The following is a 20,335-nucleotide window of genomic DNA, read 5'->3' as shown; positions in this document are numbered from 1 at the left end:
CGCACATCGGACCATTGACACACGATATCGTCAAGTCATATTTATAGCCCATTGGGTTATAGGATCGAGATGCAGACCGTCGCCGAGACACCAATGTTCGTGAGACAGGCAGCTGAGCTGTTCACCGAGGAAGAGCATAAGGAAATGATCGATTTCCTTGCGACGAATCCCCAGGTCGGAGACGAAATCCCCGGCACTGGTGGAGTCCGGAAAATTCGGTTTGCGGCGAAAGGCAAAGGAAAGCGTGGTGGGGCGCGCGTGATTTACTATTGGTACAGTGACGAGGCGCCTATCTATGCGCTGCTTGCCTACGGCAAGAACGAGAAGACAAACCTGAACCCTGACGAAGCAAAGGCCGTTGCGGCTTTTGCCAAAGCGATTAAGGCGACATACAGGAGCAAGGCATGAGCGAGATGACAAAATTTGGCGCTGACCTGATCCAGGCAATGTCGGAAGCCTTGGCGCACGCGCAGGGAAAGAACGCTCCTGGTTTTGGCATCCACTCCGTTGATATCGGTTCGGTTGATGCGAAGGCGATTCGCCAGAAGCTTGATCTGACACAAGATGAAATGGCCGCTGTTCTCGGCACCAGCCCGTCTGGCTACAAGAAATGGGAACAGGGCAAGCGTCAACCTTCGGGTGCCGCGCGAACATTGCTTCGGATCATGGAACGTGAGCCTGAAGCCGTTCTGAGAGCTCTCTCGGCCGGGGACGACAGCGGCAGGAACAAGCCTGCCGAAGCAGGACCATATTAAGCTCGTTGCGCACACACGATGAATCCCCGGTTTATCGGCTGGGAATTCGCGCCATCGCGCTGGGCGCCGGCGGGGTCGCGGCCGCTACAGCAACCCACCGCTCAGCGTCACATGCACGCTCTTGATTTCTGAATATTCATCGAAACCGTGCTTGCCGAGTTCGCGGCCGACACCGCTCGACTTGTAGCCACCGATCGGCATTTGTGCGCTGCCATCGCCCATAGAATTGATCCAGGTGCGGCCGGCCTTGATGCGGCGGATCGCCTGTATCGCGGTGGCGAGGTTGGTCGACCAGACACAGGCTGAAAGCCCGAAAGGCGTGTCGTTGGCGAGCCGGATTGCTTCCTCGGCATCGGTGAAACGAAAGGTGGTCAGCACCGGCCCGAAGATCTCATCGCGGGCGATCGACATGCCAGGCTTCACGGCAGTAAAGATGGTCGGGGCATAGAAGGCGCCGGATTCGCCCAAGACGCCGCCGCCGGTGTAGATCTCCGCGCCGTCCGCCTTGCCGGCCGCCACATAGCCCGCGACCTTGTCGAGATGCGCCTGATGGACCAGTGCGCCGACATCGGTGCGGTCATCGAGCGGGTCGCCGTGGACGACCTTGACGGCCAGCGCCTCGATCTTTTCCAGGAGCCTGTCGGCGACGCTGTCATGCACGATCAGCCGGCTGCCGGCAATGCACGCCTGGCCGGAGCAATGGAAGGCGCCACCGACGATCTTGGCGGCCGCCGCATCGAGATCGGCATCGGCAAACACCACTTGCGGCCCCTTGCCGCCAAGCTCCAGCCCGACGCGCTTGATGTTCTGCCCGGCAAGGCTGCCGATGATCCGGCCGACGCGCTGCGAACCGGTGAAATTGACCACATCGACATCAGGATGTTCGGCAAACACCTGGCCGGCATCGGCACCATAGCCGGTGATAACGTTGAACACGCCGTCCGGCAGGCCTGCCTCGCGTGCCAGTTCCGCCATGCGGATGGTCGAGCCGGAGGTGAATTCCGAGGGTTTTATGATCACCGTGCAGCCGGCGCCGATCGCCCAGGCAATGCGCTCGGAGCCGATCAGAAGCGGAAAATTCCACGGCGTGATCACGCCGACGACGCCGGCCGGCTCACGGAACGTGAGGCCGATCGCGCCCACGCCGAGATCATTATGTGTGTCGCCCTCCAGGCCCTGCGCATGGCCGGCGGCATAGCGCCAGAGCGAGGCGGAAAAGCGCATTTCATTGCGCGCCTGGTTGATCGCTTTGCCGACTTCCAATGCCTCGATGGTTGCCAATTCCTCGAGATTGGCTTCGATCGCCTCGCCGACGCGATAGATGATCCTTGCACGGTCGGCGCCGGTCATGCGCGGCCAGGGGCCGCTATCGAAGGCGGCGCGGGCAGCGGCGATCGCCGCTTCGGCGTCGGCGCGAGAGCCCTTGGGAATGATGCCGACCACATGGCCGGGATGAGCCGGGCTTTCGCGCGTGAGGACCTCGCCGGAAAGGGCAGGCAGGCTTTTGCCGCCGATCAGCATGGAATAGCGGCGCTCCTGCAGCAGGCGCGGGTCGTCGAGGCGAGGGGCGATGAAGCGGAATTGCGTGGTCATGATCGGTTCTCGGATCTATTGGCGGGCGGCCCAGGCGAGGCCCCGGCGAAGGATGAGCGGCATATAGGGATGGTCGAACTCGGACGCGACATGGCCGAGGGCGGAATAGAAGATGCGGCCGGCGCCGAAATAGCGCTTGAAGATCACGGGCATGGTGACATTGCTGACAGCCGGATCGAATTCTCCGGAAAAGGTCGTGGTGGCAAGCACGTCGATGCTGGGATCGCAATGCAGGTAATATTGTTCCGAGCGCCAGTCGAAATCCGGAATGCCGGCCGTCAGCGGGTCATCCTGCTGGATGATATTGACGCGGAAATCGATGATGTCGCCGGGATGGGCAACCCAGGTGACGCCGGAGACATAGCGGAACGGGCCGCTTTCCTTGAAGGTCGTGGCAATCGAACCATGATGGCCCGCCAGGCCCAACCCGCCGCGCACCGCTTCGACCAAGGCTTCGGCGTGCTTCTGTTCGATACTCTCGCCGGTGATGATCGGCACCAGCAGGTCGGCCTGGGACAAGGCAGGGGAACCGAAGATGCCGAGATCGTCGGTGATCTCGACCGCGAAACCGTCCTGACGCAGCATTTCGCCGACAATCTCGGCACATTGCTCCGGCTCGTGTCCCTGCCAGCCGCCCCAGACGATGACCGCTTTGCGCATCTGCCGCCCCTTACGCCTGGTGCTTCAGGCTCTCGGCGTTGACGCTGTGGCGCAGCGGCTCGCGGTTGAGATAGCGCCCGATTTCATCGGCGATCAGTCGGCCAAGTCTCAGACGCTCATTGCCGATGGCGCCGGCGATATGCGGCGTGAGCAGCACGTTGTCGAGCCGGTAAAGCGGCGAATCGTCCGGCAGCGTCTCGGGCTCCGTGACATCGAGGATTGCCCAGAGGCGGCCGCTCACCAGTTCGGCTTCCAGCGCTGCGTGATCGATCAGCCCGCCGCGTGCCGTGTTGATCAGCGTCGCGCCATCCCCCATCCGCGCCAGCATCGCCGCATCGATCATGTTGTGGGTCGAAGGCAGCAGGGGTGCATGGACCGAAACGGTGTCGCATGTCTCCATCAGCACTTCCAGCGAGGCGAGCTCGACGCCCATGCCCCAGGCTTCGACCGGGTTGATCATCGGATCGTGAAGTACAACATCGATATCATGAGGTTTGAGCAGTTCGATGACGCGGCGGCCGATGCGCGAAGCGCCGATAATGCCGACCCGCTTGCGCCAGTTGCCGGCATTGCCGTCGAAGGAAGCGTGAAGGGCTACCGGCGCACGTTCCCGGAGATAATCTCGCTGGAATCTGAACACCTGCTTGTTAGCCAGCAGGATCGCGGCAAGCGTGAATTCGGCGACCGGAACGGCGTTGGCATCGGCGGCATTGGAGACCAGCACACCACGTGCGAAAACGGCGGACGAAACCAGATGCTTCACCGATCCGGCAGCATGGGCGATCAGCTTCAGGTTCGGCGCGGCGCTGAGCACGGCGTCGTCGATCGGCGGGCAGCCCCAGCCGGTAACGAGAATTTCCGTCTTCGACAGCACGGTTCTCGCCGCATCGCCGGAGAAATCCTGCAACGGGGCACCAGAGGCGATCCGGCAGCTGTCACCAAGCCGCTGCATGTCTTCGTTTGAAAACAGGCTGTCAGCGCCGAACGGGCCGAAGGCAAAGGTGAGCGCCGGGGCGGCGCCGGCCTGTGCGGCAGTGCGGGGATCCTGAGGCATGCAATCTCCTGGGCGCGGAGATGTGACGCCGCGCTATGCGAAGGCGGCCAGGCCGCTTGCTCCTGAGATTGCACGTTGACGCAAATCATGCAAGTGATTTGCGCATATTTTCAAATTTTACGCAATTTGCGCTATCGTCTCGCCGGACTGCAGGCTGACACCGCATTCTATCTGCAGCGGGGTTGCATCCGGCTCGGCAATGCGGCGCTGTGCAAGGGCGATCGCCTGTCGCGCCATCTCGGCGCAATCGACCCGCATCGTGGTCAGGCGCGGATGCATCAGCGCCGCATAGGGCAGGTCGTCGAAGCCGATCAGCGAAACTTCGCCGGGCACGTTGATACCAACTGCTTCCAGCGCGTTCATCAGCCGGAACGCGACCATGTCGTTGGCGCAGAACACGGCCGTCCAGTCCGATTCGCCCTTCCTTCGTCGCTCGACCTCGGCGAGGATTTCGCTATCCATGCCGTTGGCGGCGCCGATCGCAGTGCTGGTGACATCTTTATGAAGTTCCAGAGCCGCGTAAAATCCCCGCCGCCTCTGGATTGTCGTCCAGCGCGTATGGTCATGAATATAAAGCAATTTCCGGTGACCGGCGGCAAGCAGCGTCCTGGTTGCCAATTCCGCGCCGAAGAAATTCGATGGTGCCACGCAATCGAAGCGCATTTCCGGATCGTAGCCATTGATGAGCACGGCGTGATGCCGGCCGTCGAGAAAGTGCGCGGCCAGCCCCGGTGAGGGATCGATGCCGACGAAGATCGTCGTCGACGCTTCTTCGCTTTCCTGATCGCGCAGCATGCGCTCGCGTCCCAGTACCGACTCGTCGACCATGCGGATTGCCAGGGTAAAACCATTGTCGCGGGCGCTGTCGCGCAAACCGGCGATCACAGCCTCATAGAAGGCAACGAGCCCGCCGGTCGCCAGGCTGCCGGTGACATAAGCGCGCAAATGCTTTGCCGGCGCCGCCACCATTTGCCGGCTGCGGCCGAGATAGCCGGCATCCTCCGCCAGTTTGCGGATTTGCGAGCGGCGTTCGTCGCTGATCCCCGGCGAATCCGACAGCGCCCGCGACACCGTGCTGACCGACACCCCAGCCGCCTTGGCAATGGCAATCTGATTTGCGTCCGATTTTCGTAGCTTGCTCAAAACCAGTCCTCCAGACCCGGTATCATCCGGGATTCTCACGCCAAATCCATCCCTCGAACCGCGATATCAACCGCTCTTCGCCTCGCAAGACGAACTATCTTCGCAGCAAAATTTGCATAAAAACGGAAATTGCGCAATTGACAACGCAAATTGCGCATGCTGAATTGCGGCCACTGCGAGAGCGGACGCATCCGTCGCATGTGGCGGCATGCCGTATTGCATGGGAGATCGGGAGGAACATCATGAGCAATGACATGAGAAAAGAATTCATCCAGGCGATGCTGAGCCGCCGCCAATTGCTGCAGGCCGCTGGTGCTGGCGCCGTGGCCGCCGCCATGCCGGGCCTTGCTTCATCCGCGCTTGCCGAGGACAAGGTGGAACTCACCATGTGGGCCTGGACGCCAAACACCCAGTCCGAGATCGACCTGTTTACCAAAGCCTTTCCGAACATTTCGGTCAAGCTGGAGAATGCCGGCCAGGGCCCGGACGAATATGTCAAGCTGCGCAACGCCATCCAGGCCGGCACCGGCCTGCCGGATGTCAGTCAGGTCGAATTCACCAACATCCCTGGCTTCCGCCAGCTCCAGGCGCTGCTCGACATGGGCCAATACGGCGCCAATGACGTCAAGGACAAGTTCATCGACTGGACCTGGGCATCGGTTTCGGATGGCAATGCCGTCTACGGCATTCCGTGGGATTCCGGCCCGATGGGCATTCTCTATCGCGCAGACGTGCTGGATAACCACAAGATCGCCGTGCCGAAGACCTGGGCGGAATTCGCCGACAGCTCCAAGGTGCTCTCCAAGGCCTCGCCCGACACCTATCTCACCAATTTCGGCGGCACAGCCGATGGCGGCTGGGTGATCGCGCTGTTGGCGCAAGCTGGCTGGAAGCCGTTCGCGCTCAACGGCACAGATCTCAAGCTCAACCTCAACGACGCCGTCGCCAAGAAATGGGCCGCCTACTGGCAGGACCTGATCGACGCCAAGGCCGTCGGCATCAAGACGCCGGTCTGGACCACAGATTGGTTCACGGGGCTCGACGAGGGCACCTATGCTTCTTGGATGACCGGCGCCTGGGGTGCGGTGTTCATTCCGCAATTTGCCAAGAAGAGCAATGGTCATTGGCGCGCAGCACCCTTGCCGCAATGGGATGCAAGCAAATATGTTTCGGCCAATCTCGGCGGATCGACCTTCTCAGTCTTCAAGACCTCGAAGCATCCGAAGGAAGCCACGCAGCTTGCCATGTTCCTTGGCAGCAATGCCGAGGCGGGCAAGCTGTGGAACACCAAGCAGTTCCTCTTCCCGGTGCAGAAGGCACTGGTCGCCGACCCCGAACTGATGGGCCACAAATACGATCTCTATGGCGGCCAGGCAGTCAACGAAGTCTTCGTCGAAAGCGCCAAGCATGTCGACTCCTCGTTCCAGTATGCGCCGTTCCAGGATTATCTTGCCGGCCAGGTGCAGCAGGAGCTGTCAGCCTCGATCGGCGGCAAGGGCTCGCTCGCCGACGGTTTCGACCGGCTGCAGCAGACCGTGAGTGCCTATTGCAGCGATCAGGGTTATACCGTCTCCCAGGGCTGACCCTGCCGGGGATGCGGGGTGTGGGGCCTCGCATCCCTTCTTTTGGCACGTGTCCGCGTGCCGACGATTGTGGAGTACAATATGGCCGGTTTGAAGAGCCGCAAGCGGCGATACCGGGTGAGCAAGGGGCTGGCGCCTTATCTCTTCCTTGCACCGTTCGCGCTGCTTTTCATCGCCTTCCTGATCGCGCCGATGGCCTATGCGTTCGATCTCGCCATCTACAAGACGACGCTGGTCGCCGGCACCAAATTCGTCGGCGCGGCCAATTTTATCCGCGCGCTTGGCGATCCAAAATTCTGGGCCGGCGTCGTCGTTCTCCTGAAATTCGCGGTGATCCAGATTCCCGGCATGATCGCGGTGGCGCTGTTGATTGCGCTGATCCTCGACAGCGGTACGGTCTATGCAAAGAGCTTCTTCCGCGTCAGCCTGTTCCTGCCCTATGCCGTGCCGACGGTGATCGCGGCGCTGATCTGGGGCTATCTCTACGGTCCGTCCTTCGGTCCATTCACCCAACTCGCCCATGCGCTCAGCCTGCCCGCACCGAATTTCCTCGCTGACAGCACCATTCTCGCCGCGATCGCCAATATCGCCAACTGGGAATATACCGGCTATCAGATGATCATCTTCTATGCCGCGCTGCAGGCGATCCCGCAGGACCTCGAAGAGGCGGCCTCCATGGATGGCGCCGGCAGCTTCATCTACGCGATCAAGATCAAGCTGCCGCTGATCGCACCGATGATTGTCGTCACCGTCATCTTCTCGATCATTGGCTCGCTGCAGCTCTTCTCGGAGCCCTATCTGCTGCACAATCTGGCGCCGCTATCGATCAACAACACCTATACGCCAAACTATTATGCCTACACGCTCGCCTTCGCCAACCAGCAATACAACTATTCAGCCGCCGTCTCCTTCGTGCTGGGTGCGGTGACGGCCGTGATCTCCTACGCCTTCATGCTGGTCGTCAACCGGGGGAGGGGCTGATGGCTATCGTCGGCAAGTCGAAGCGCTCGCCCACTTTCCGCCGGAATCGCTGGATGCTGTCCGCGATCCTCGCGCTGATCTGGTTCTACACGGCGCTGCCGCTATTCTATGTGCTGGTCTCGGCGACAAAATCCAACAACGACCTGTTCACCACCTTCGGTCTGTGGTTCTCCGACGACTTTCGTCTGTTCGAGAATATTCGCCGCGTCTTTACGTTCCAGGACGGCATTTTCACCCGCTGGCTGCTCAACACCATTGTTTACGCCACGGTCTCAGGGCTGGGAGCGGCGCTGTTCGCCACCATGGCCGGCTATGCGCTGGCGAAATATGATTTTCATGGCAAGCGGCTAGTCTTTGCCATCATCCTCGGGGCGGTGATGATCCCGCAGACCGCATTGGTCGTGCCGCTCTTCCTGCTGATGTCCAAGGTTGGCATGGTCAACACCCCCTGGGCGGTGATCCTGCCGTCGCTCGTCTATCCGCCGGGCGTCTTCCTGATGCGCGTCTATGCCGATGACGCCATTCCCAATGAGTTGATCGATGCCGGTCGCGTCGATGGCGCTGGCGAATTCCACATCTTCTTCTCGTTGGCGCTGCGGCTGCTGATGCCCGGCTTCGCCACTGTGCTGATCCTCTCCTTCGTCGCCACCTGGAACAATTACTTCCTGCCGCTGGTGGTGCTGAGTTCGGCCGAATATTTCCCGGTCACGGTAGGCCTGGCGCAGTGGTATGCGACAGCCACGGTCGGATCGGGCGGCGGGGCGGCTTTGTTCACACTGGTGCTCGCCGGCGCGCTGATCAGCATCGTGCCCGTGATCATCGCATTCATCGTCATGCAGCGCTTCTGGCAAGGCGGTCTCGGCGCCGGCGGCGTCAAGGCCTGAGGAAAGAGATATGGCCGTTATCAAACTCAAGAACATCAAGAAATCCTTCGGCGCAGTCGACATCATACGTGACCTCGACCTGCAGATCGGCGATGGCGAATTCGTCGTCTTCGTCGGCCCTTCCGGCAGCGGCAAGTCGACGCTTCTTCGGCTTGTCGCCGGTCTGGAAGAGGCAACCTCTGGCCAGATCCTGATCGACGGCGAGGATGTCACCGAGCTCGGCCCGGCGGACCGGGCGCTTTCCATGGTCTTCCAGTCCTACGCGCTTTATCCTCACAAGACGGTGCGGGCCAACATGGCCTTCGGTCTCGAAGTAGCCCGTACGCCTCGCGCTGAGATCGATCGCCGCGTCAGGGAAGCCGCGACGTCGCTCAGGCTGGAAAACTACCTGGATCGCAAACCAAAGGAGCTTTCCGGCGGTCAGCGCCAGCGCGTCGCCATCGGCCGCGCTATCGTCCGAGATCCCGTCGCCTTCCTGTTCGACGAACCGCTTTCCAACCTCGACGCAGCGCTCAGGGCAGAGATGCGCATCGAGATCGCCAAGCTGCACCAGCGACTGGGCGCGACGATGATCTATGTCACCCACGACCAGGTCGAAGCGATGACGCTGGCCGACAAGATCGTGGTGCTGAAGGACGGCGCCATCCAGCAGGTCGGCGCGCCGATCGATCTCTATGAAAAGCCGGCCAACCTTTTCGTCGCCCAGTTTCTCGGTTCGCCGAAGATGAATGTCTTTGACGGCCAGGCGGTGGAGCGCGGCATGCGCTTCTCCGGCTCCGGCCACATCGATCTGCCGGGCACGCCGAAGACCGCCGTCAACCTCGGTATCCGCCCGGAAAACATCGAGATCTGCGCAGCCGGGCAGGGACACATCGATGCAAAGGTCGACGTTGTCGAACGCCTCGGCTCCGACACCTATCTCTATGCGCTGGTCGGCGACGGCACGCTGGTGACGATCCGCCGGCCCGGCAATGCCCGCTTCGCCATCGGTGATACGGTTGGACTCGGCCTGGACAAGGCTGCTCTACATCTGTTCGATCGGGATGGTCTTTCTGTGTCAGCCGGGCGGTGACGGGAAAAGCAAGTTTATCATGTAGACACGGCGACTATTCGGACTCCCGTTGCTCAATCATATAGCCCAAAGCGCGATAACCGGAGCGCCGCTTCGCGGCCGCATTTGCAGTCAGCTCGATGGTTCGACACGGATGTCTATGGTTCGCCTGTGGTGTGGTCCCCATGGCGTGCCGAATACAAAGTCGAGCTGCTCCTGTCCCGCGTGTCGGGCGACAACGACGACAAGGTTGGGTGCGCCGGCCGGCAGAAGCGTTTCCGAAGCGGTCAGAACACCGCTAGTCAGCGGTCCGACAATTTCGACCACGCTCGATCCGCCATGAGTAGTGATGCCTGTGGCATTGACAAGGAGCACGTCGCCCACTTGCAGCACCGCCTCTTCGGGAAGCTGCTCGCTGGAAGCGATTTCAAAAAGTGCCCTTGGACGCTTCATCGGCTCGGCAATCAGACATCCACCAATACGTCCTCTTCCTCGGGCCAATCTTCGGGTTCGGCGGAGAACGGCGTCAATGGTGTGCTGCTGGAACGCGGATAAATCAAGCCGCAGAAATCATAATCCGACTTGTCGATATCGCTTCCGCCAACGATCGGTTTGCCATCCACAGTAACAGACGCCGGCAATTGATAACACATGATTGAATATTGATCGGCTTTTGTGCTGCCCTGAAGCAAGGTCCGTTCTTCGATCGGCGTGAGTATTTGCTCATCGACGGTCTGCCTGTCCCAGCCAAAAGCCCGTTGCGCATAGTCATAGATCTTGTTGCGGTCTATCCGCGCGATAATATCCCGGCGCATATGCTCGTGCGGGAAGCCGAGCGTATGGCCGGTTTCATGGCGCACGACCCGCCTGTATTCCGACTCCGGCGTGTTCATCGTGAACCCTTCAAGGTTCATTGTCTGCTGGTTCCGCCGGATATGCAGGATGTCGGTGCCGAGATAGGACCAGTAGCCGCCTTGCCCTCGTGAGATTCGGACCTGTCCGTTGCCGCCGGTTTCCACGAAGGAAATGCAGCCGGTGCGGGTCCAGGCGTTCATGTGAGAAACGATGCGCCTTCTCAGGTCCGGCGCAGTCGTTTCCATGAAACTGACGGTTAATCGCCGGGGCTGCGGCCCCCAATATTTGGACGTCAGCGCGGAGATGTATTCCGGCTGGGGTTGAAAGCCGAGATCATGGGCCGATTTGCGCCAATAGGCCGGGGCGTTGACAGGATTTATTTTGCGAGCGGTTTGGGCGGCTTGGTTGAGAAGGCGCCGCGGCAAACCTTTGGGCCCGTTACAGACGGGGCAATCATCAGCCGATCCCTCATGAATGTGGCCTCCGCTGTTCGGCGGCAAGTCGCCGGTCGCTTCAAGAGCGATCATGCCGATCTTCCGAAGGGATTCAAACAGACCGCCCTGTCGAGAGTCCGATTCCTGGTCATCTCCACCACCGGTATCGGCGGCGCTGGGACGATCAAACATTCTTGCACGCTCACGCCGCTCGTCGGATCTGTCGGTCATTCTGTCCTCCCATGACAAAAATCAGAGACAAAATTTCAGATATGAACGCGTTGGCACAGAACCATATTCCCGCATCGTCACTCCGATGCGGGCTCGTGGTTCAACTCATGCGATTGAATGGGCGCCTATTCAATGTACTGTAATATCAATCTAAAGAAAAGTCCAAGGAAATACTAAAGGTAAGGTTGTTTTTCGAGAAAGTTCTCTGTCTGGGCTGACATGCAATATTAATGCAGGGCCGCACATACGGCCTGTTCTCGTGGTCGGCATAGCGATGTAAGCATGACCAGGGAGCTGCGTTATCGATCTATCGCAACCCTCTCTGACGCACTGCATGAGATATCGGCCTGGACGCTCAATCACGAAAAATACCGTCCACGACCAGAACGCGATGGAACTTGTGGCGAACCCACGTTGGATCATCGCGGCCACTACAACTGGCGGAAATTTGGTGACAGGCACTGAGAGCAGTCTCGGTGACCGCTCTCGGTCCGCCACGACACGCCGTCAATCTTCGTCGGATATTGCGATCCAAACTTTAGCCTATGCGTTTCTCGATGACAGAGCCTCAATACCGCGGCACATAATCCAGCCCCCCATCAATCCTCTCCGGCCGCCCATCCAGAAACAATTCCCCGATCCGCGGCGCCGAGCGCGCAATCACCTTGCCGCGCCGGATCACCGCAAGCCGGTTCGGCTTCAGCCGCAAGGCCTCCAGCGTATCGCTCGCCTGCAGGATCACCACATCGCCGTTGCAGCCCTTTTCCAGGCCGTAATTGTCGATGCCCATGGTCTTGGCGGAATTGACCGTCAGCGCATCAAAAATTTTCTTCTTGTCGTCGATGCCGGCCATCTGCGCCACGTGAATTGCCATATGGCCAACTTCAAGCATGTCGCCGGAGCCCATCGAATACCAGGGGTCCATGACGCAGTCATGGCCGAAGGAGACGTTGAGACCGGCCTCCATCAGTTCGCGCACGCGGGTCATGCCGCGGCGTTTGGGGTATGTGTCGTGACGGCCTTGCAGCATGATGTTGATCAGCGGGTTGGGGATGACGTTGATCCTGGCTTCCGCCATCAGCGGGATCAGCTTCGAGACATAGTAATTGTCCATCGAATGCATCGAGGTCAGATGCGAGCCGACGACGCGACCCTCTAGGCCGAAGCGTACGGTCTCCGCGGCGAGCGTCTCGATATGGCGCGACAGCGGATCGTCGGTTTCGTCGCAATGCATGTCGACCGGCAGGCCGCGATCGGCGGCGATGCGGCAGAGCGCCTCGACGGAGGCGCGGCCCTCGTCCATCGTCCGCTCGAAATGCGGGATGCCGCCGACAATGTCGACACCCATGTCGAGCGCGCGGTTGAGCGAGGCGATACCGTCCTTGGCGCGATAATAGCCGTCCTGAGGGAAGGCCACCAGCTGCAGGTCGATATACGGCTTTACCCTGTCGCGGACTTCGAGCAGCGCCTCGGCTGTCACTAGCCTGGGATCGGACGTGTCGACATGGCTGCGGATGAAGAGCAGCCCCTGCGTCACCGCCAGGTCGCAATAGCGCAGTGCCCGCTCGACCAGTTCCGCCTTGGTCACGATCGGCCGCAATTCGCCCCACAGCGCGATGCCTTCGAGAAGCGTGCCCGACACATTCATGCGCGGCAGGCCGAGCGACAGCGTCGCATCCATGTGGAAATGCGGATCGATGAACGGCGGCGTCGCCAGCCTCCCGGTGGCGTCGATCTCTTCCCCCGCCTCGGCGGCGATCCCGGCTTCCACCGCGGCGATCCGGCCCTTGTCGATGGCGATGTCGATGCCCTTGCGGCCATCGGGGAGATTGGCGTTGCGGATGATCAGGTCGAACATGGGGGCCTCGCTTAGGTGAAAACGATCATCGTTCGCCGCGCCGGTAGGGCTGCATCAGGGCCTGCGGCACGCGGGCGCGGCGGGCCATGACGGCAAGGGCGACAATGGAAAGGATATAGGGCGTCATCAGGAAGATCTGATAGGGCACGACGCCGCTCAGCACAGTCTGTAAACGCAGTTGGAACGCGTCGAAAAAGGCAAACAGCAGCGCCCCGAACAGCGCCCGTCCCGGCCGCCAGGAGGCGAAGACCACGAGTGCGATGCAGATCCAACCGCGCCCCTGCACCATGGTAGGGAAGAAGCTGTTGAAGGCCGAGAGCGTCAGAAAGGCGCCGCCCATGCCCATCAGCGCACTGCCGGCAATGACGGCGCCATAGCGCACCCGCATCGGATTGACGCCCTGCGCTTCGGCGGCATGCGGATTTTCGCCCGTCATGCGAATGGCGAGCCCGACCGGGGTGCGGAAGATCAGATAAGCCATCAGCAAAGCGACGAGGATCGCCAGATAGGTCGGCATGGTCTGGGTGAAGAAGGCCGGCCCGATGAAGGGCAGGGTCGACAGACCGGGTATGGCGATCGGCTGGAAGGGCACGATCGTCGGCGGCGTACCGGCTACCGGCACGATCAGCCGAAAGAGATAATAGCTGAAGCTCGACGCAAACAGCGTCACGCCCAGCCCCGACACATGCTGCGACAGCCCGAGTGTCACCGTCAGCGCCGAATACAAGAGGCCGAATATGCCGCCGGCAATGGCGGCGATCAGCAAGCCGGTCCAGAGATCGGCGCCGTGATAGACGGCGAGCCAGCCGATCATCGCGCCGAAGGTCATGATCCCCTCGATGCCGAGATTGAGCACGCCGGCCCGTTCGCAGAGCAGTGCGCCCAGCGTGCCGAAGATCAGCGGCGTGGCGATGCGCAGGATCGCGGCCCAGAGCCCGGCGGAAGCGACGATGTCGAACAGCTGGCTCATCGGCGGATCCTGTACTGGGTGAAGAACAGCGCGATCAGCATGGTCAGCAGCGACAAGGCCACGGTCACGTCGGCAATATAGGTGGGGATGCCCAGGCTGCGGCTCATGCCGTCGGCGCCGACGAACATGGTGGCGGTGAACAGCGCCGCAAGCACGACGCCGAGCGGATGCAGATCGGCCAGCATGGCGACGACGATGCCGGAATAGCCGAAGCCGGGCGACAGGTCGGTGGTGACATAGCCCTTGACGCCCATCACCTCGATGGCGCCGGCAAGCCCGGCGAGCCCACCCGAAAGGCAGGCGACCTTCACCAGGGTTTTGCCGAGCGGCACGCCGGCAAACACCGCCCCTTTCGGGTTAAGGCCGGCGGCGCGCGACTGCATGCCGAACACCGTTCGCGACTGGATGAGATGCACGACGACGGCAAGCACGATGGCGATGACGAATCCGATATGCAGGCGCGAGCGCGCGACCAGCTTGGGCAGCACGGCGTGATCGCTGACCGATTGCGATTGCGGCCAGCCGAAGGCGAGCGGGTCCTTGAGCACGCCGTCGATCAGCATCGAGACGAAGAGCAGGGCGATGAAATTGAGCAGCAGGCTGGTGACGACCTCGTCGACCGAAAAGCGCAGCCGGAGCCACAAAGGAATGAGGATCAGGACCATGCCGGCGACGGCGCCGATGACCAGCAGCAGCGGGATCTGCACCGCACCCGGCAGGCCGCCGAGAACTTGCGAACTCGCCGCAGCCACGGCAATTGCGCCGAGATAGAACTGGCCCTCGGCGCCGATATTCCACAGCCGCGCGCGGAAGGCGACAGCGGCGGCAAGCCCGGTCAGCATCAGCGGCGTCGCCCTTGTGAGCGTTTCGGTCGCCGACAGCCGCGAGCCGAAGGCGCCGGTGAAGATGCGCCAATAGGCTTCGAACACCGGCGCGCCGGCCACCGCGATCAAGATGCCCGACAGCGCCAGCGCTGCCACGACCGCGATCATCGGCGTCAGCAGCAATAGCGACAGCGGGCGGTGTTCGCGACGCTCAAACCGCATGGCGGACCTCACCATTGTCATGCCATTCGCCGGCCATCATCAGGCCGAGTTTTCGTGCATCGGCACTATCCGCCTCGATTGGCGGCGACAGCCGGCCAGCGACGATCGCCTGGATGCGGTCGGCGAGCGCGATCACTTCGTCGAGGTCTTCGGATATCAAGAGCACGGCGGTTCCCTGCTTGCGGGCTTCGAGCAGCCGTTGATGCACGGCGGCCACCGCGCCCTCGTCAAGTCCGCGCGACGGCTGGGCGGCAACCAGGATGCGCGGCCGCTGGTGCAGATTGCGGCCGAGGATCAGCTTCTGCATGTTGCCGCCGGAGAGGAGTCGCGTGCGGCTCTGCGGCGTGCCGCCGCGCACGTCGAAACCGTCGATGATCGCCTGGGCAAAGGCCATGCCGGCCTTGCGGTTGACCAGGCCGTTGCGCGAAAAGGCTCCCGAGGCGATCCGCTCCAGCACCGCATTTTCCCAGATCGCCATTTCGCCAATCGCGCCCTCTTCGGTCCTGTCCTCCGGCACCCGGCCGATGCCGGCCTCGACGACATCATCGACGCCGAGATTGCCGACTGGCTTTCCGAACAGCAGAAGGTCGCCGGACGTTCGCGCCAGCGTGCCCGAGAGCAGATGGGCAAGGGCAGTCTGGCCATTGCCGGAAACGCCGATAATGCCGAGGATCTCGCCTTCGTGTAATCCAAAACTTACGGATTTCAGCCGCTCGACGCCGCCAATCCTGACTGTGACATCCGTGGCCTGCAGCGCCACGGCGCCCGGTGTGGCGGCCTCGCGCACCGGGCGGGTGACGCGATGGCCGACCATCAGTTCCGCCAGTTCCGCCCTGCTGGTCTCGGCCACCGGGCGCTCGGCCACCATCTTGCCGCCGCGCAGCACGATGATGCGGTCGGCGGCAGCCATGACCTCGTCGAGCTTGTGGGAAATGAAGATCAGCGACAGGCCCTGTCGGGCCATTTGCTTGAGCGTAGAAAACAGCCGCTCGGCCTCGATATTGGTGAGCACGGCGGTCGGCTCGTCGAGGATCAGTACGCGGGCGTCGTTGTAGAGCGCTTTCAGAATCTCGACGCGCTGCTGCTCGCCGACCGAGAGGTCGCCGAGCCGTGCATCCGGATCGACTTTCAGGCCGAAGCGAGTAGCGATCTCCATCAGCCTGCGCCGCGCCGCGCCGGTTTCGGAGCGCCAGGACCAGAGCTTTTCCGTGCCAGTCATGACATTTTCGAGCACGGTGAGATTGGGCGCGAGCGAGAAATGTTGATGCACCATGCCGATGCCGGCGCGGATGGCGGCGCGCGGCTTGCCCGGCGGCAGTTCCGCGCCGTCGATCAGGATGCGGCCGGCATCGGGCACGTAATGGCCGAAGAGAATGCTCATCAGCGTCGTCTTGCCGGCGCCGTTTTCGCCCAGCAGCGCCACGATCTCGCCTTTGGCGAGCGTCATCGACACGCCGTCATTGGCGAGCGTCTGGCCGAACCGCTTGCTGACCCCTTCGATGGCGAGAACCGGTGTTGTCATACCGAAAGTCCCACAACAGCAAAAGGATGCTGCCAGCGCTGCTCGGCTTCCAGCCTAGCGGCGAGCGCGAGCAGCAGCGCCTCATGCCCGATCGGCGCCATCAGCTGTACCGGCAGGGGCAGGCCATCGGCATCGGCGCCGAACGGCAAGGTCAGGGCGGGAAATCCGGAAATATTGGCAAGGCTCGCCAGCGGCGCAAACGCCGCCATGCGCCTGAGATGCAGGTCGGTATCGCCGTGATCGGGGGGGAACGAGCCGATCGGCAGCGGCGCCGAGGCGAGCATCGGCATGGTGATGCAGTCGAGCGCATCGAACATCGCCCAGAGATCGCGGCTGACCAGCACGCCGCCATTGAGCGAAGCCCAGAGTGCCGTGGCCGACATGGCGCGGCCGCGCCGGACAAAAGCCTGGGTCATCGGCTCGGTACCAGCAATGTCGAGGCCGAGCCCATCGAGGAATCCGGCCAGGTTGACGGCGACGATGTCGCCGAAGGCACGGTTGCTTGCCCGGACGGTCGCCTCGAAATCCGCCCAGGCGAGTGGCGCGATCTCCGCGCCGCCCGCCTCCAGCGCCCGCGCCGCAGCCTCGACGGCGGCCAGCCGTTCAGGCGTGGTCGGGTATTCGCTGCCGGTGTCGGTGAGCAGGCCGATGCGCAGCCTGCCGTCGACCGACTCGGCAAAGGCCGGATCGGGAAACGGCCCCCTGGCCTTGCCGCGCAAGGCAGCGAATATCGCCGCCGTATCCCTGACCGAGCGGCAGACGGCAAGTTCGCTGGCAATGCCGCCGAGATGATTGCCGAAATCCGGCCCGGCCGGCATCGCGCCGCGGCTCGGCTTCAGCCCCACCAGGCCGCAGCAGGCGGCGGGCACCCGGATCGAGCCCCCCGCATCTGTGGCATGGGCGATGGCGACGATGCCGGCTGCGACGGCTGCGGCGGCCCCACCGGACGACCCGCCGGCCGTGCGTGCCGGATCGAGGGGATTGCGGCAGACCGGCCCGATCGCCGGCTCGCTCGCCAGCGACAGCCCGAATTCCGGACTTGTGGTCAGCCCGAACAGGCAGAAGCCGGCGGCGCGGAACCGTGCGGCAAGATCGGAATCGGCCGCACTGCCCTCGCGCTTGAACAGCGCCGAACCGGCGGTGACGGGCAATCCCTCGAACGGCCCGCCGAGATCCTTAGCCAGCGTAGGAACGCCGGCGAAGGGACGGGCCGAGACAGGATCGGGGTTCGCCTTGCGCTCGTCTTCGGACGCCTGAGCGGAAGCCAGGCCGAGGCCCGCGTCGAGATGCGCAATCGCGCCCAGCGCCGCAAGGCTTTCGGCGCTGGCGAGCGAGGCGCGCATGGCCTCCGTCGCGGTCAGGCGGCCATGCCTGATCGCCTCAGTGAGCGCAATTGCATCCGCGGCCATGATCGTGCCGGATTACTTCGGCTGTTCCGCGTTGCGCGGCACTTCGAATTTGCCCGACTTGATGTCGGCGCGGACCTTTTCCATCGCCGCTTCGGCATCGGCCGGCGCCACGCCCTTGACATAAACGATATCGCTGCCGCCTTCCTTCATCAGGCCGAAGGCGGTGTAGTTCTTGCCAACCGGCTTGCCGGCGGCGACGTCGGCGATGGCCGCGTTGAGGATCGGCCGGAAGCCCCAGAGCGCATTGGCAAACACGGTGTCGGGATAGCGCGGCGTATAGTCGATCAGCGAGCCGACCGCCTTGATCTTGCGCTCCTTGGCGGCGTCTGCTGTGCCGATGCGTTCGCCGAACAGGATATCGGCGCCGGCATCGATCTGCGCCAGCCCGGCTTCGCGCGCCTTCGGCGGATCAAAGAAGGTGCCGATGAAGGCGACGAGATGCTTGGCATTGGGATTGACGGCCTTGACGCCCTCGGCAAAGGCATTGATCAGCATGTTAACTTCGGGGATCGGCATGGCGCCGACGGAGCCGACGACATTCGACTTGGTCATCTTGCCCGCCAGCATGCCGGCGAGATAGGCGCCGTCATGGTTCCAGGTACCGAAGACGCCGAAATTACTGCCAGCCTGATCGCCGCTCGACCCCAGCACGAAGGCGGTGTCGGGATAATCGACCGCCACCTGGCGCGCTTCCTTCTCGACCGCATAGGCTTCGCCAATGATCAGCTTGTTGCCCTGCTCGGCATATTCGCGCATGGCGCGCGGATAATCGGTGCCGGAAACGCCTTCCGAGAACACATATTCGATCACGCCTTCCTTGGCGGCATCCTGCAAGGCCTTGTGCAGACAGGAATTCCAGGCATTTTCCACCGGCGAGGCATGAATGCCGGCAACCTTCATCGGCGCTGCCGCGCGAGCCAGGGGTGCCAGACCGCTGAGACCCAATGCGATGCCCGAGGCAACAACGGTACGGCGAGAGATCAGAATGTCTTTGGTCATTGTCTTGCTCCCCATTTTTTACCATTTGGTTCAAAAAACATAGCAGTGACCAAAGGGCTGTCAAGCGATGGGAGTGCCTGTAGCGGAGCCTTTACGGGGGGAAATGTCGGCGAGCGCCAGCGCGGAAGAGCAGCCGGGGCATCAGTCGCCAAGAGCGTTGCGTGCCCGCTCTGCGAAACCAGGTGACGTAAGCGCCAATCTTTCGAGCAGTTCGGTCGTCGTCAACGTTGGACGACGATAGGATGCCGCCTGCACAGCAAGTGCCTTCAAAACTGCCGCCGGATCTCTCATGAAGATTCCTGTGAGAAATTCGTCAGGGGTCAAAGCAACAATGCCCTCAGGAAGGCTGCCGAAATCGCGGATGTTCGATGTCACAATGACCGTAGCGTCGACGGCAACTGCTGCCGCAACGACATGTCGGTCCTTCGGATCATTTCGCATTGTCGGCTCTATCTCTTCCCATCCTTCCGCATTCGCGTCAGGAAATGCCTCTTCCATGACGTTGCGCAAGGCTTCCGCCCTGGATGGTTCCATGCCGTAGTCTCTGACCAGATTGCGGGTCATTTCGTCAAGAATACGAGCCGACCAATGAACTCTGAAACAACCGGCCGCTGCTACACGCAGCAGCGTATCGCGCAGCAGCATCGGAAACAGGACGTTAGCGTCAAGAACGGCGACCAGCATGAGTACTCATGTGAGTTTTCCGACTGGGAAAGAACAGATCGGTTGCGTTTATAGCGTTTATGCATCATATTGCCCGCATGGCCGTATCACATCGCACATCGTCAGACGAAAACTTCACCAAAACCTTGAACGCCGTTCCGGCACCGGAGAGATCGGCTGCCGCCCGTGTTGCATCACTGTTGCTGGCAAATTCGAAAAAGCCGCAGGGGATGATCCAGATCATCGATGCGAATGGGGAGCGCATGGACGTGCCGCACGCATTGGTGGATGCCATGTATCAGGCGGCTGCGCTTCTCGCGGAAGGGTGCACCGTGACGGTGCTGCCTGATGAGGAGATGTTGTCGACACAGGCTGCGGCGGATATTCTCAACATGTCTAGGCAGTATCTCGTCCGATTGATCGACACAGGTGAAATCCCGGCGGAAAAAGTTGGTAGCCACCGGCGTTTGAGAGCAACGGATGTTGCGGTATTCAAGGCTCACCGAGACGCCAGGCGGGCGTCAGTCTTGGATCGGTTGACTTCGCTGAGCGAAGATATCGGCGGATATGAACTCGGAACTAAATAGTGCCGAGCTGAAAAAGGACCGTGGCATAGGATATCCGCGACGGGTCTCAAGGTCAGC

Annotated in this window: 20 protein-coding genes; 7 read left to right on the top strand and 13 right to left on the bottom strand. The window is 61.9% G+C overall.

Going from position 1 to position 20,335, the window contains the following annotated elements; genetic code table 11:
- The first annotated feature begins 69 nt into the window (after window positions 1-69).
- The gene (locus tag AC1DYF_RS21995) at window positions 70-408 is read left to right on the top strand and encodes a type II toxin-antitoxin system RelE/ParE family toxin (protein WP_477878899.1); all 339 of its coding nucleotides are present in this window, start codon (window positions 70-72) and stop codon (window positions 406-408) included.
- Window positions 405-755 carry a helix-turn-helix domain-containing protein gene (locus AC1DYF_RS21990; protein WP_477878898.1) on the top strand — a complete coding sequence of 117 codons (351 nt, stop codon included), beginning with the start codon at window positions 405-407 and terminating at the stop codon, window positions 753-755. Before AC1DYF_RS21995 ends, AC1DYF_RS21990 begins: the two co-directional genes overlap by 4 nt.
- Before the next feature lie 84 nt (window positions 756-839).
- On the opposite strand, the gene AC1DYF_RS21985 is transcribed toward AC1DYF_RS21990, so the two are convergent.
- The 4 genes from AC1DYF_RS21985 to AC1DYF_RS21970 form a co-directional block, all read right to left on the bottom strand.
- On the bottom strand, window positions 840-2,348 hold the full coding sequence (locus AC1DYF_RS21985) for an aldehyde dehydrogenase family protein (RefSeq protein WP_477878897.1): 1,509 nt from the start codon (window positions 2,346-2,348) through the stop codon (window positions 840-842).
- A gap of 15 nt (window positions 2,349-2,363) precedes the next feature.
- Window positions 2,364-3,008: a ThuA domain-containing protein gene (locus AC1DYF_RS21980; RefSeq protein WP_477878896.1), complete on the bottom strand. Its 645-nt coding sequence runs from the start codon at window positions 3,006-3,008 to the stop codon at window positions 2,364-2,366.
- Window positions 3,009-3,018: 10 nt separating this feature from the next.
- Window positions 3,019-4,062 (bottom strand): hydroxyacid dehydrogenase, encoded by a 1,044-nt coding sequence (locus tag AC1DYF_RS21975; protein WP_477878895.1) that lies wholly within the window; start codon window positions 4,060-4,062, stop codon window positions 3,019-3,021.
- Window positions 4,063-4,179: 117 nt separating this feature from the next.
- On the bottom strand, window positions 4,180-5,205 hold the full coding sequence (locus AC1DYF_RS21970; RefSeq protein WP_477878894.1) for a LacI family DNA-binding transcriptional regulator: 1,026 nt from the start codon (window positions 5,203-5,205) through the stop codon (window positions 4,180-4,182).
- A 242-nt stretch (window positions 5,206-5,447) separates the two neighbouring features.
- Here AC1DYF_RS21970 and AC1DYF_RS21965 point away from each other — a divergent pair, with 242 nt between their 5' ends.
- The 4 genes from AC1DYF_RS21965 to AC1DYF_RS21950 all read left to right on the top strand — a co-directional run bounded on the left by AC1DYF_RS21965 (window position 5,448) and on the right by AC1DYF_RS21950 (window position 9,725).
- Window positions 5,448-6,788, top strand: coding sequence for an ABC transporter substrate-binding protein (locus AC1DYF_RS21965; protein ID WP_477878893.1), 1,341 nt, complete (start codon window positions 5,448-5,450; stop codon window positions 6,786-6,788).
- A gap of 81 nt (window positions 6,789-6,869) precedes the next feature.
- Window positions 6,870-7,769 carry a carbohydrate ABC transporter permease gene (locus AC1DYF_RS21960; RefSeq protein WP_477878892.1) on the top strand — a complete coding sequence of 300 codons (900 nt, stop codon included), beginning with the start codon at window positions 6,870-6,872 and terminating at the stop codon, window positions 7,767-7,769.
- A complete protein-coding gene (locus AC1DYF_RS21955) occupies window positions 7,769-8,653 on the top strand; it encodes a carbohydrate ABC transporter permease (protein ID WP_477878891.1) in 885 nt (294 codons plus the stop codon). The genes AC1DYF_RS21960 and AC1DYF_RS21955 overlap by 1 nt, the downstream gene beginning before the upstream one ends.
- Window positions 8,654-8,663: 10 nt before the next feature.
- The gene (locus tag AC1DYF_RS21950; protein ID WP_477878890.1) at window positions 8,664-9,725 is read left to right on the top strand and encodes an ABC transporter ATP-binding protein; all 1,062 of its coding nucleotides are present in this window, start codon (window positions 8,664-8,666) and stop codon (window positions 9,723-9,725) included.
- 111 nt (window positions 9,726-9,836) lie between these two features.
- On the opposite strand, the gene AC1DYF_RS21945 is transcribed toward AC1DYF_RS21950, so the two are convergent.
- The 9 genes from AC1DYF_RS21945 to AC1DYF_RS21905 form a co-directional block, all read right to left on the bottom strand.
- The gene (locus AC1DYF_RS21945) at window positions 9,837-10,157 is read right to left on the bottom strand and encodes a hypothetical protein (protein ID WP_477878889.1); all 321 of its coding nucleotides are present in this window, start codon (window positions 10,155-10,157) and stop codon (window positions 9,837-9,839) included.
- A gap of 11 nt (window positions 10,158-10,168) precedes the next feature.
- Window positions 10,169-11,224 (bottom strand): M12 family metallopeptidase, encoded by a 1,056-nt coding sequence (locus AC1DYF_RS21940; protein ID WP_477878888.1) that lies wholly within the window; start codon window positions 11,222-11,224, stop codon window positions 10,169-10,171.
- A gap of 568 nt (window positions 11,225-11,792) precedes the next feature.
- The gene (locus tag AC1DYF_RS21935; protein ID WP_477878887.1) at window positions 11,793-13,082 is read right to left on the bottom strand and encodes an amidohydrolase family protein; all 1,290 of its coding nucleotides are present in this window, start codon (window positions 13,080-13,082) and stop codon (window positions 11,793-11,795) included.
- Between the two features lie 25 nt (window positions 13,083-13,107).
- On the bottom strand, window positions 13,108-14,052 hold the full coding sequence (locus AC1DYF_RS21930; protein WP_477878886.1) for an ABC transporter permease: 945 nt from the start codon (window positions 14,050-14,052) through the stop codon (window positions 13,108-13,110).
- A complete protein-coding gene (locus AC1DYF_RS21925) occupies window positions 14,049-15,098 on the bottom strand; it encodes an ABC transporter permease (protein WP_477878946.1) in 1,050 nt (349 codons plus the stop codon). Before AC1DYF_RS21925 ends, AC1DYF_RS21930 begins: the two co-directional genes overlap by 4 nt.
- Window positions 15,088-16,620, bottom strand: coding sequence for an ABC transporter ATP-binding protein (locus tag AC1DYF_RS21920; RefSeq protein WP_477878885.1), 1,533 nt, complete (start codon window positions 16,618-16,620; stop codon window positions 15,088-15,090). Before AC1DYF_RS21920 ends, AC1DYF_RS21925 begins: the two co-directional genes overlap by 11 nt.
- Window positions 16,617-18,029 carry an amidase gene (locus AC1DYF_RS21915; RefSeq protein ID WP_477878884.1) on the bottom strand — a complete coding sequence of 471 codons (1,413 nt, stop codon included), beginning with the start codon at window positions 18,027-18,029 and terminating at the stop codon, window positions 16,617-16,619. The genes AC1DYF_RS21920 and AC1DYF_RS21915 overlap by 4 nt, the downstream gene beginning before the upstream one ends.
- 12 nt (window positions 18,030-18,041) lie before the next feature.
- The gene (locus AC1DYF_RS21910; RefSeq protein WP_477878883.1) at window positions 18,042-19,028 is read right to left on the bottom strand and encodes a BMP family protein; all 987 of its coding nucleotides are present in this window, start codon (window positions 19,026-19,028) and stop codon (window positions 18,042-18,044) included.
- A gap of 141 nt (window positions 19,029-19,169) precedes the next feature.
- Complete coding sequence (locus AC1DYF_RS21905; RefSeq protein WP_477878882.1) at window positions 19,170-19,712, bottom strand: VapC50 family PIN domain-containing toxin; 543 nt, start codon at window positions 19,710-19,712, stop codon at window positions 19,170-19,172.
- 77 nt (window positions 19,713-19,789) lie between these two features.
- Between AC1DYF_RS21905 and AC1DYF_RS21900 the strand changes: the two genes are divergently transcribed.
- Complete coding sequence (locus tag AC1DYF_RS21900; RefSeq protein WP_477878881.1) at window positions 19,790-20,278, top strand: excisionase family DNA-binding protein; 489 nt, start codon at window positions 19,790-19,792, stop codon at window positions 20,276-20,278.
- Window positions 20,279-20,335: the final 57 nt, after the last annotated feature.

This window comes from Rhizobium sp. P2_G9 (genome assembly GCF_056403475.1).
The sequence above is the reverse complement of the archived record's forward strand: the minus strand, read 5'-3'. Positions and strand labels throughout refer to the sequence as shown.

Coding starts and splice junctions, on each gene's coding strand:
- AC1DYF_RS21995 (WP_477878899.1), top strand. CDS start 70: ATGCAGACCGTCGCCGAGACACCAATGTTCGTGAGACAGGCAGCTGAG.
- AC1DYF_RS21990 (WP_477878898.1), top strand. CDS start 405: ATGAGCGAGATGACAAAATTTGGCGCTGACCTGATCCAGGCAATGTCG.
- AC1DYF_RS21985 (WP_477878897.1), bottom strand. CDS start 2,348: ATGACCACGCAATTCCGCTTCATCGCCCCTCGCCTCGACGACCCGCGC.
- AC1DYF_RS21980 (WP_477878896.1), bottom strand. CDS start 3,008: ATGCGCAAAGCGGTCATCGTCTGGGGCGGCTGGCAGGGACACGAGCCG.
- AC1DYF_RS21975 (WP_477878895.1), bottom strand. CDS start 4,062: ATGCCTCAGGATCCCCGCACTGCCGCACAGGCCGGCGCCGCCCCGGCG.
- AC1DYF_RS21965 (WP_477878893.1), top strand. CDS start 5,448: ATGAGCAATGACATGAGAAAAGAATTCATCCAGGCGATGCTGAGCCGC.
- AC1DYF_RS21960 (WP_477878892.1), top strand. CDS start 6,870: ATGGCCGGTTTGAAGAGCCGCAAGCGGCGATACCGGGTGAGCAAGGGG.
- AC1DYF_RS21955 (WP_477878891.1), top strand. CDS start 7,769: ATGGCTATCGTCGGCAAGTCGAAGCGCTCGCCCACTTTCCGCCGGAAT.
- AC1DYF_RS21950 (WP_477878890.1), top strand. CDS start 8,664: ATGGCCGTTATCAAACTCAAGAACATCAAGAAATCCTTCGGCGCAGTC.
- AC1DYF_RS21945 (WP_477878889.1), bottom strand. CDS start 10,157: ATGAAGCGTCCAAGGGCACTTTTTGAAATCGCTTCCAGCGAGCAGCTT.
- AC1DYF_RS21940 (WP_477878888.1), bottom strand. CDS start 11,224: ATGACCGACAGATCCGACGAGCGGCGTGAGCGTGCAAGAATGTTTGAT.
- AC1DYF_RS21935 (WP_477878887.1), bottom strand. CDS start 13,082: ATGTTCGACCTGATCATCCGCAACGCCAATCTCCCCGATGGCCGCAAG.
- AC1DYF_RS21930 (WP_477878886.1), bottom strand. CDS start 14,052: ATGAGCCAGCTGTTCGACATCGTCGCTTCCGCCGGGCTCTGGGCCGCG.
- AC1DYF_RS21925 (WP_477878946.1), bottom strand. CDS start 15,098: ATGCGGTTTGAGCGTCGCGAACACCGCCCGCTGTCGCTATTGCTGCTG.
- AC1DYF_RS21920 (WP_477878885.1), bottom strand. CDS start 16,620: ATGACAACACCGGTTCTCGCCATCGAAGGGGTCAGCAAGCGGTTCGGC.
- AC1DYF_RS21915 (WP_477878884.1), bottom strand. CDS start 18,029: ATGGCCGCGGATGCAATTGCGCTCACTGAGGCGATCAGGCATGGCCGC.
- AC1DYF_RS21910 (WP_477878883.1), bottom strand. CDS start 19,028: ATGACCAAAGACATTCTGATCTCTCGCCGTACCGTTGTTGCCTCGGGC.
- AC1DYF_RS21905 (WP_477878882.1), bottom strand. CDS start 19,712: ATGCTGGTCGCCGTTCTTGACGCTAACGTCCTGTTTCCGATGCTGCTG.
- AC1DYF_RS21900 (WP_477878881.1), top strand. CDS start 19,790: ATGGCCGTATCACATCGCACATCGTCAGACGAAAACTTCACCAAAACC.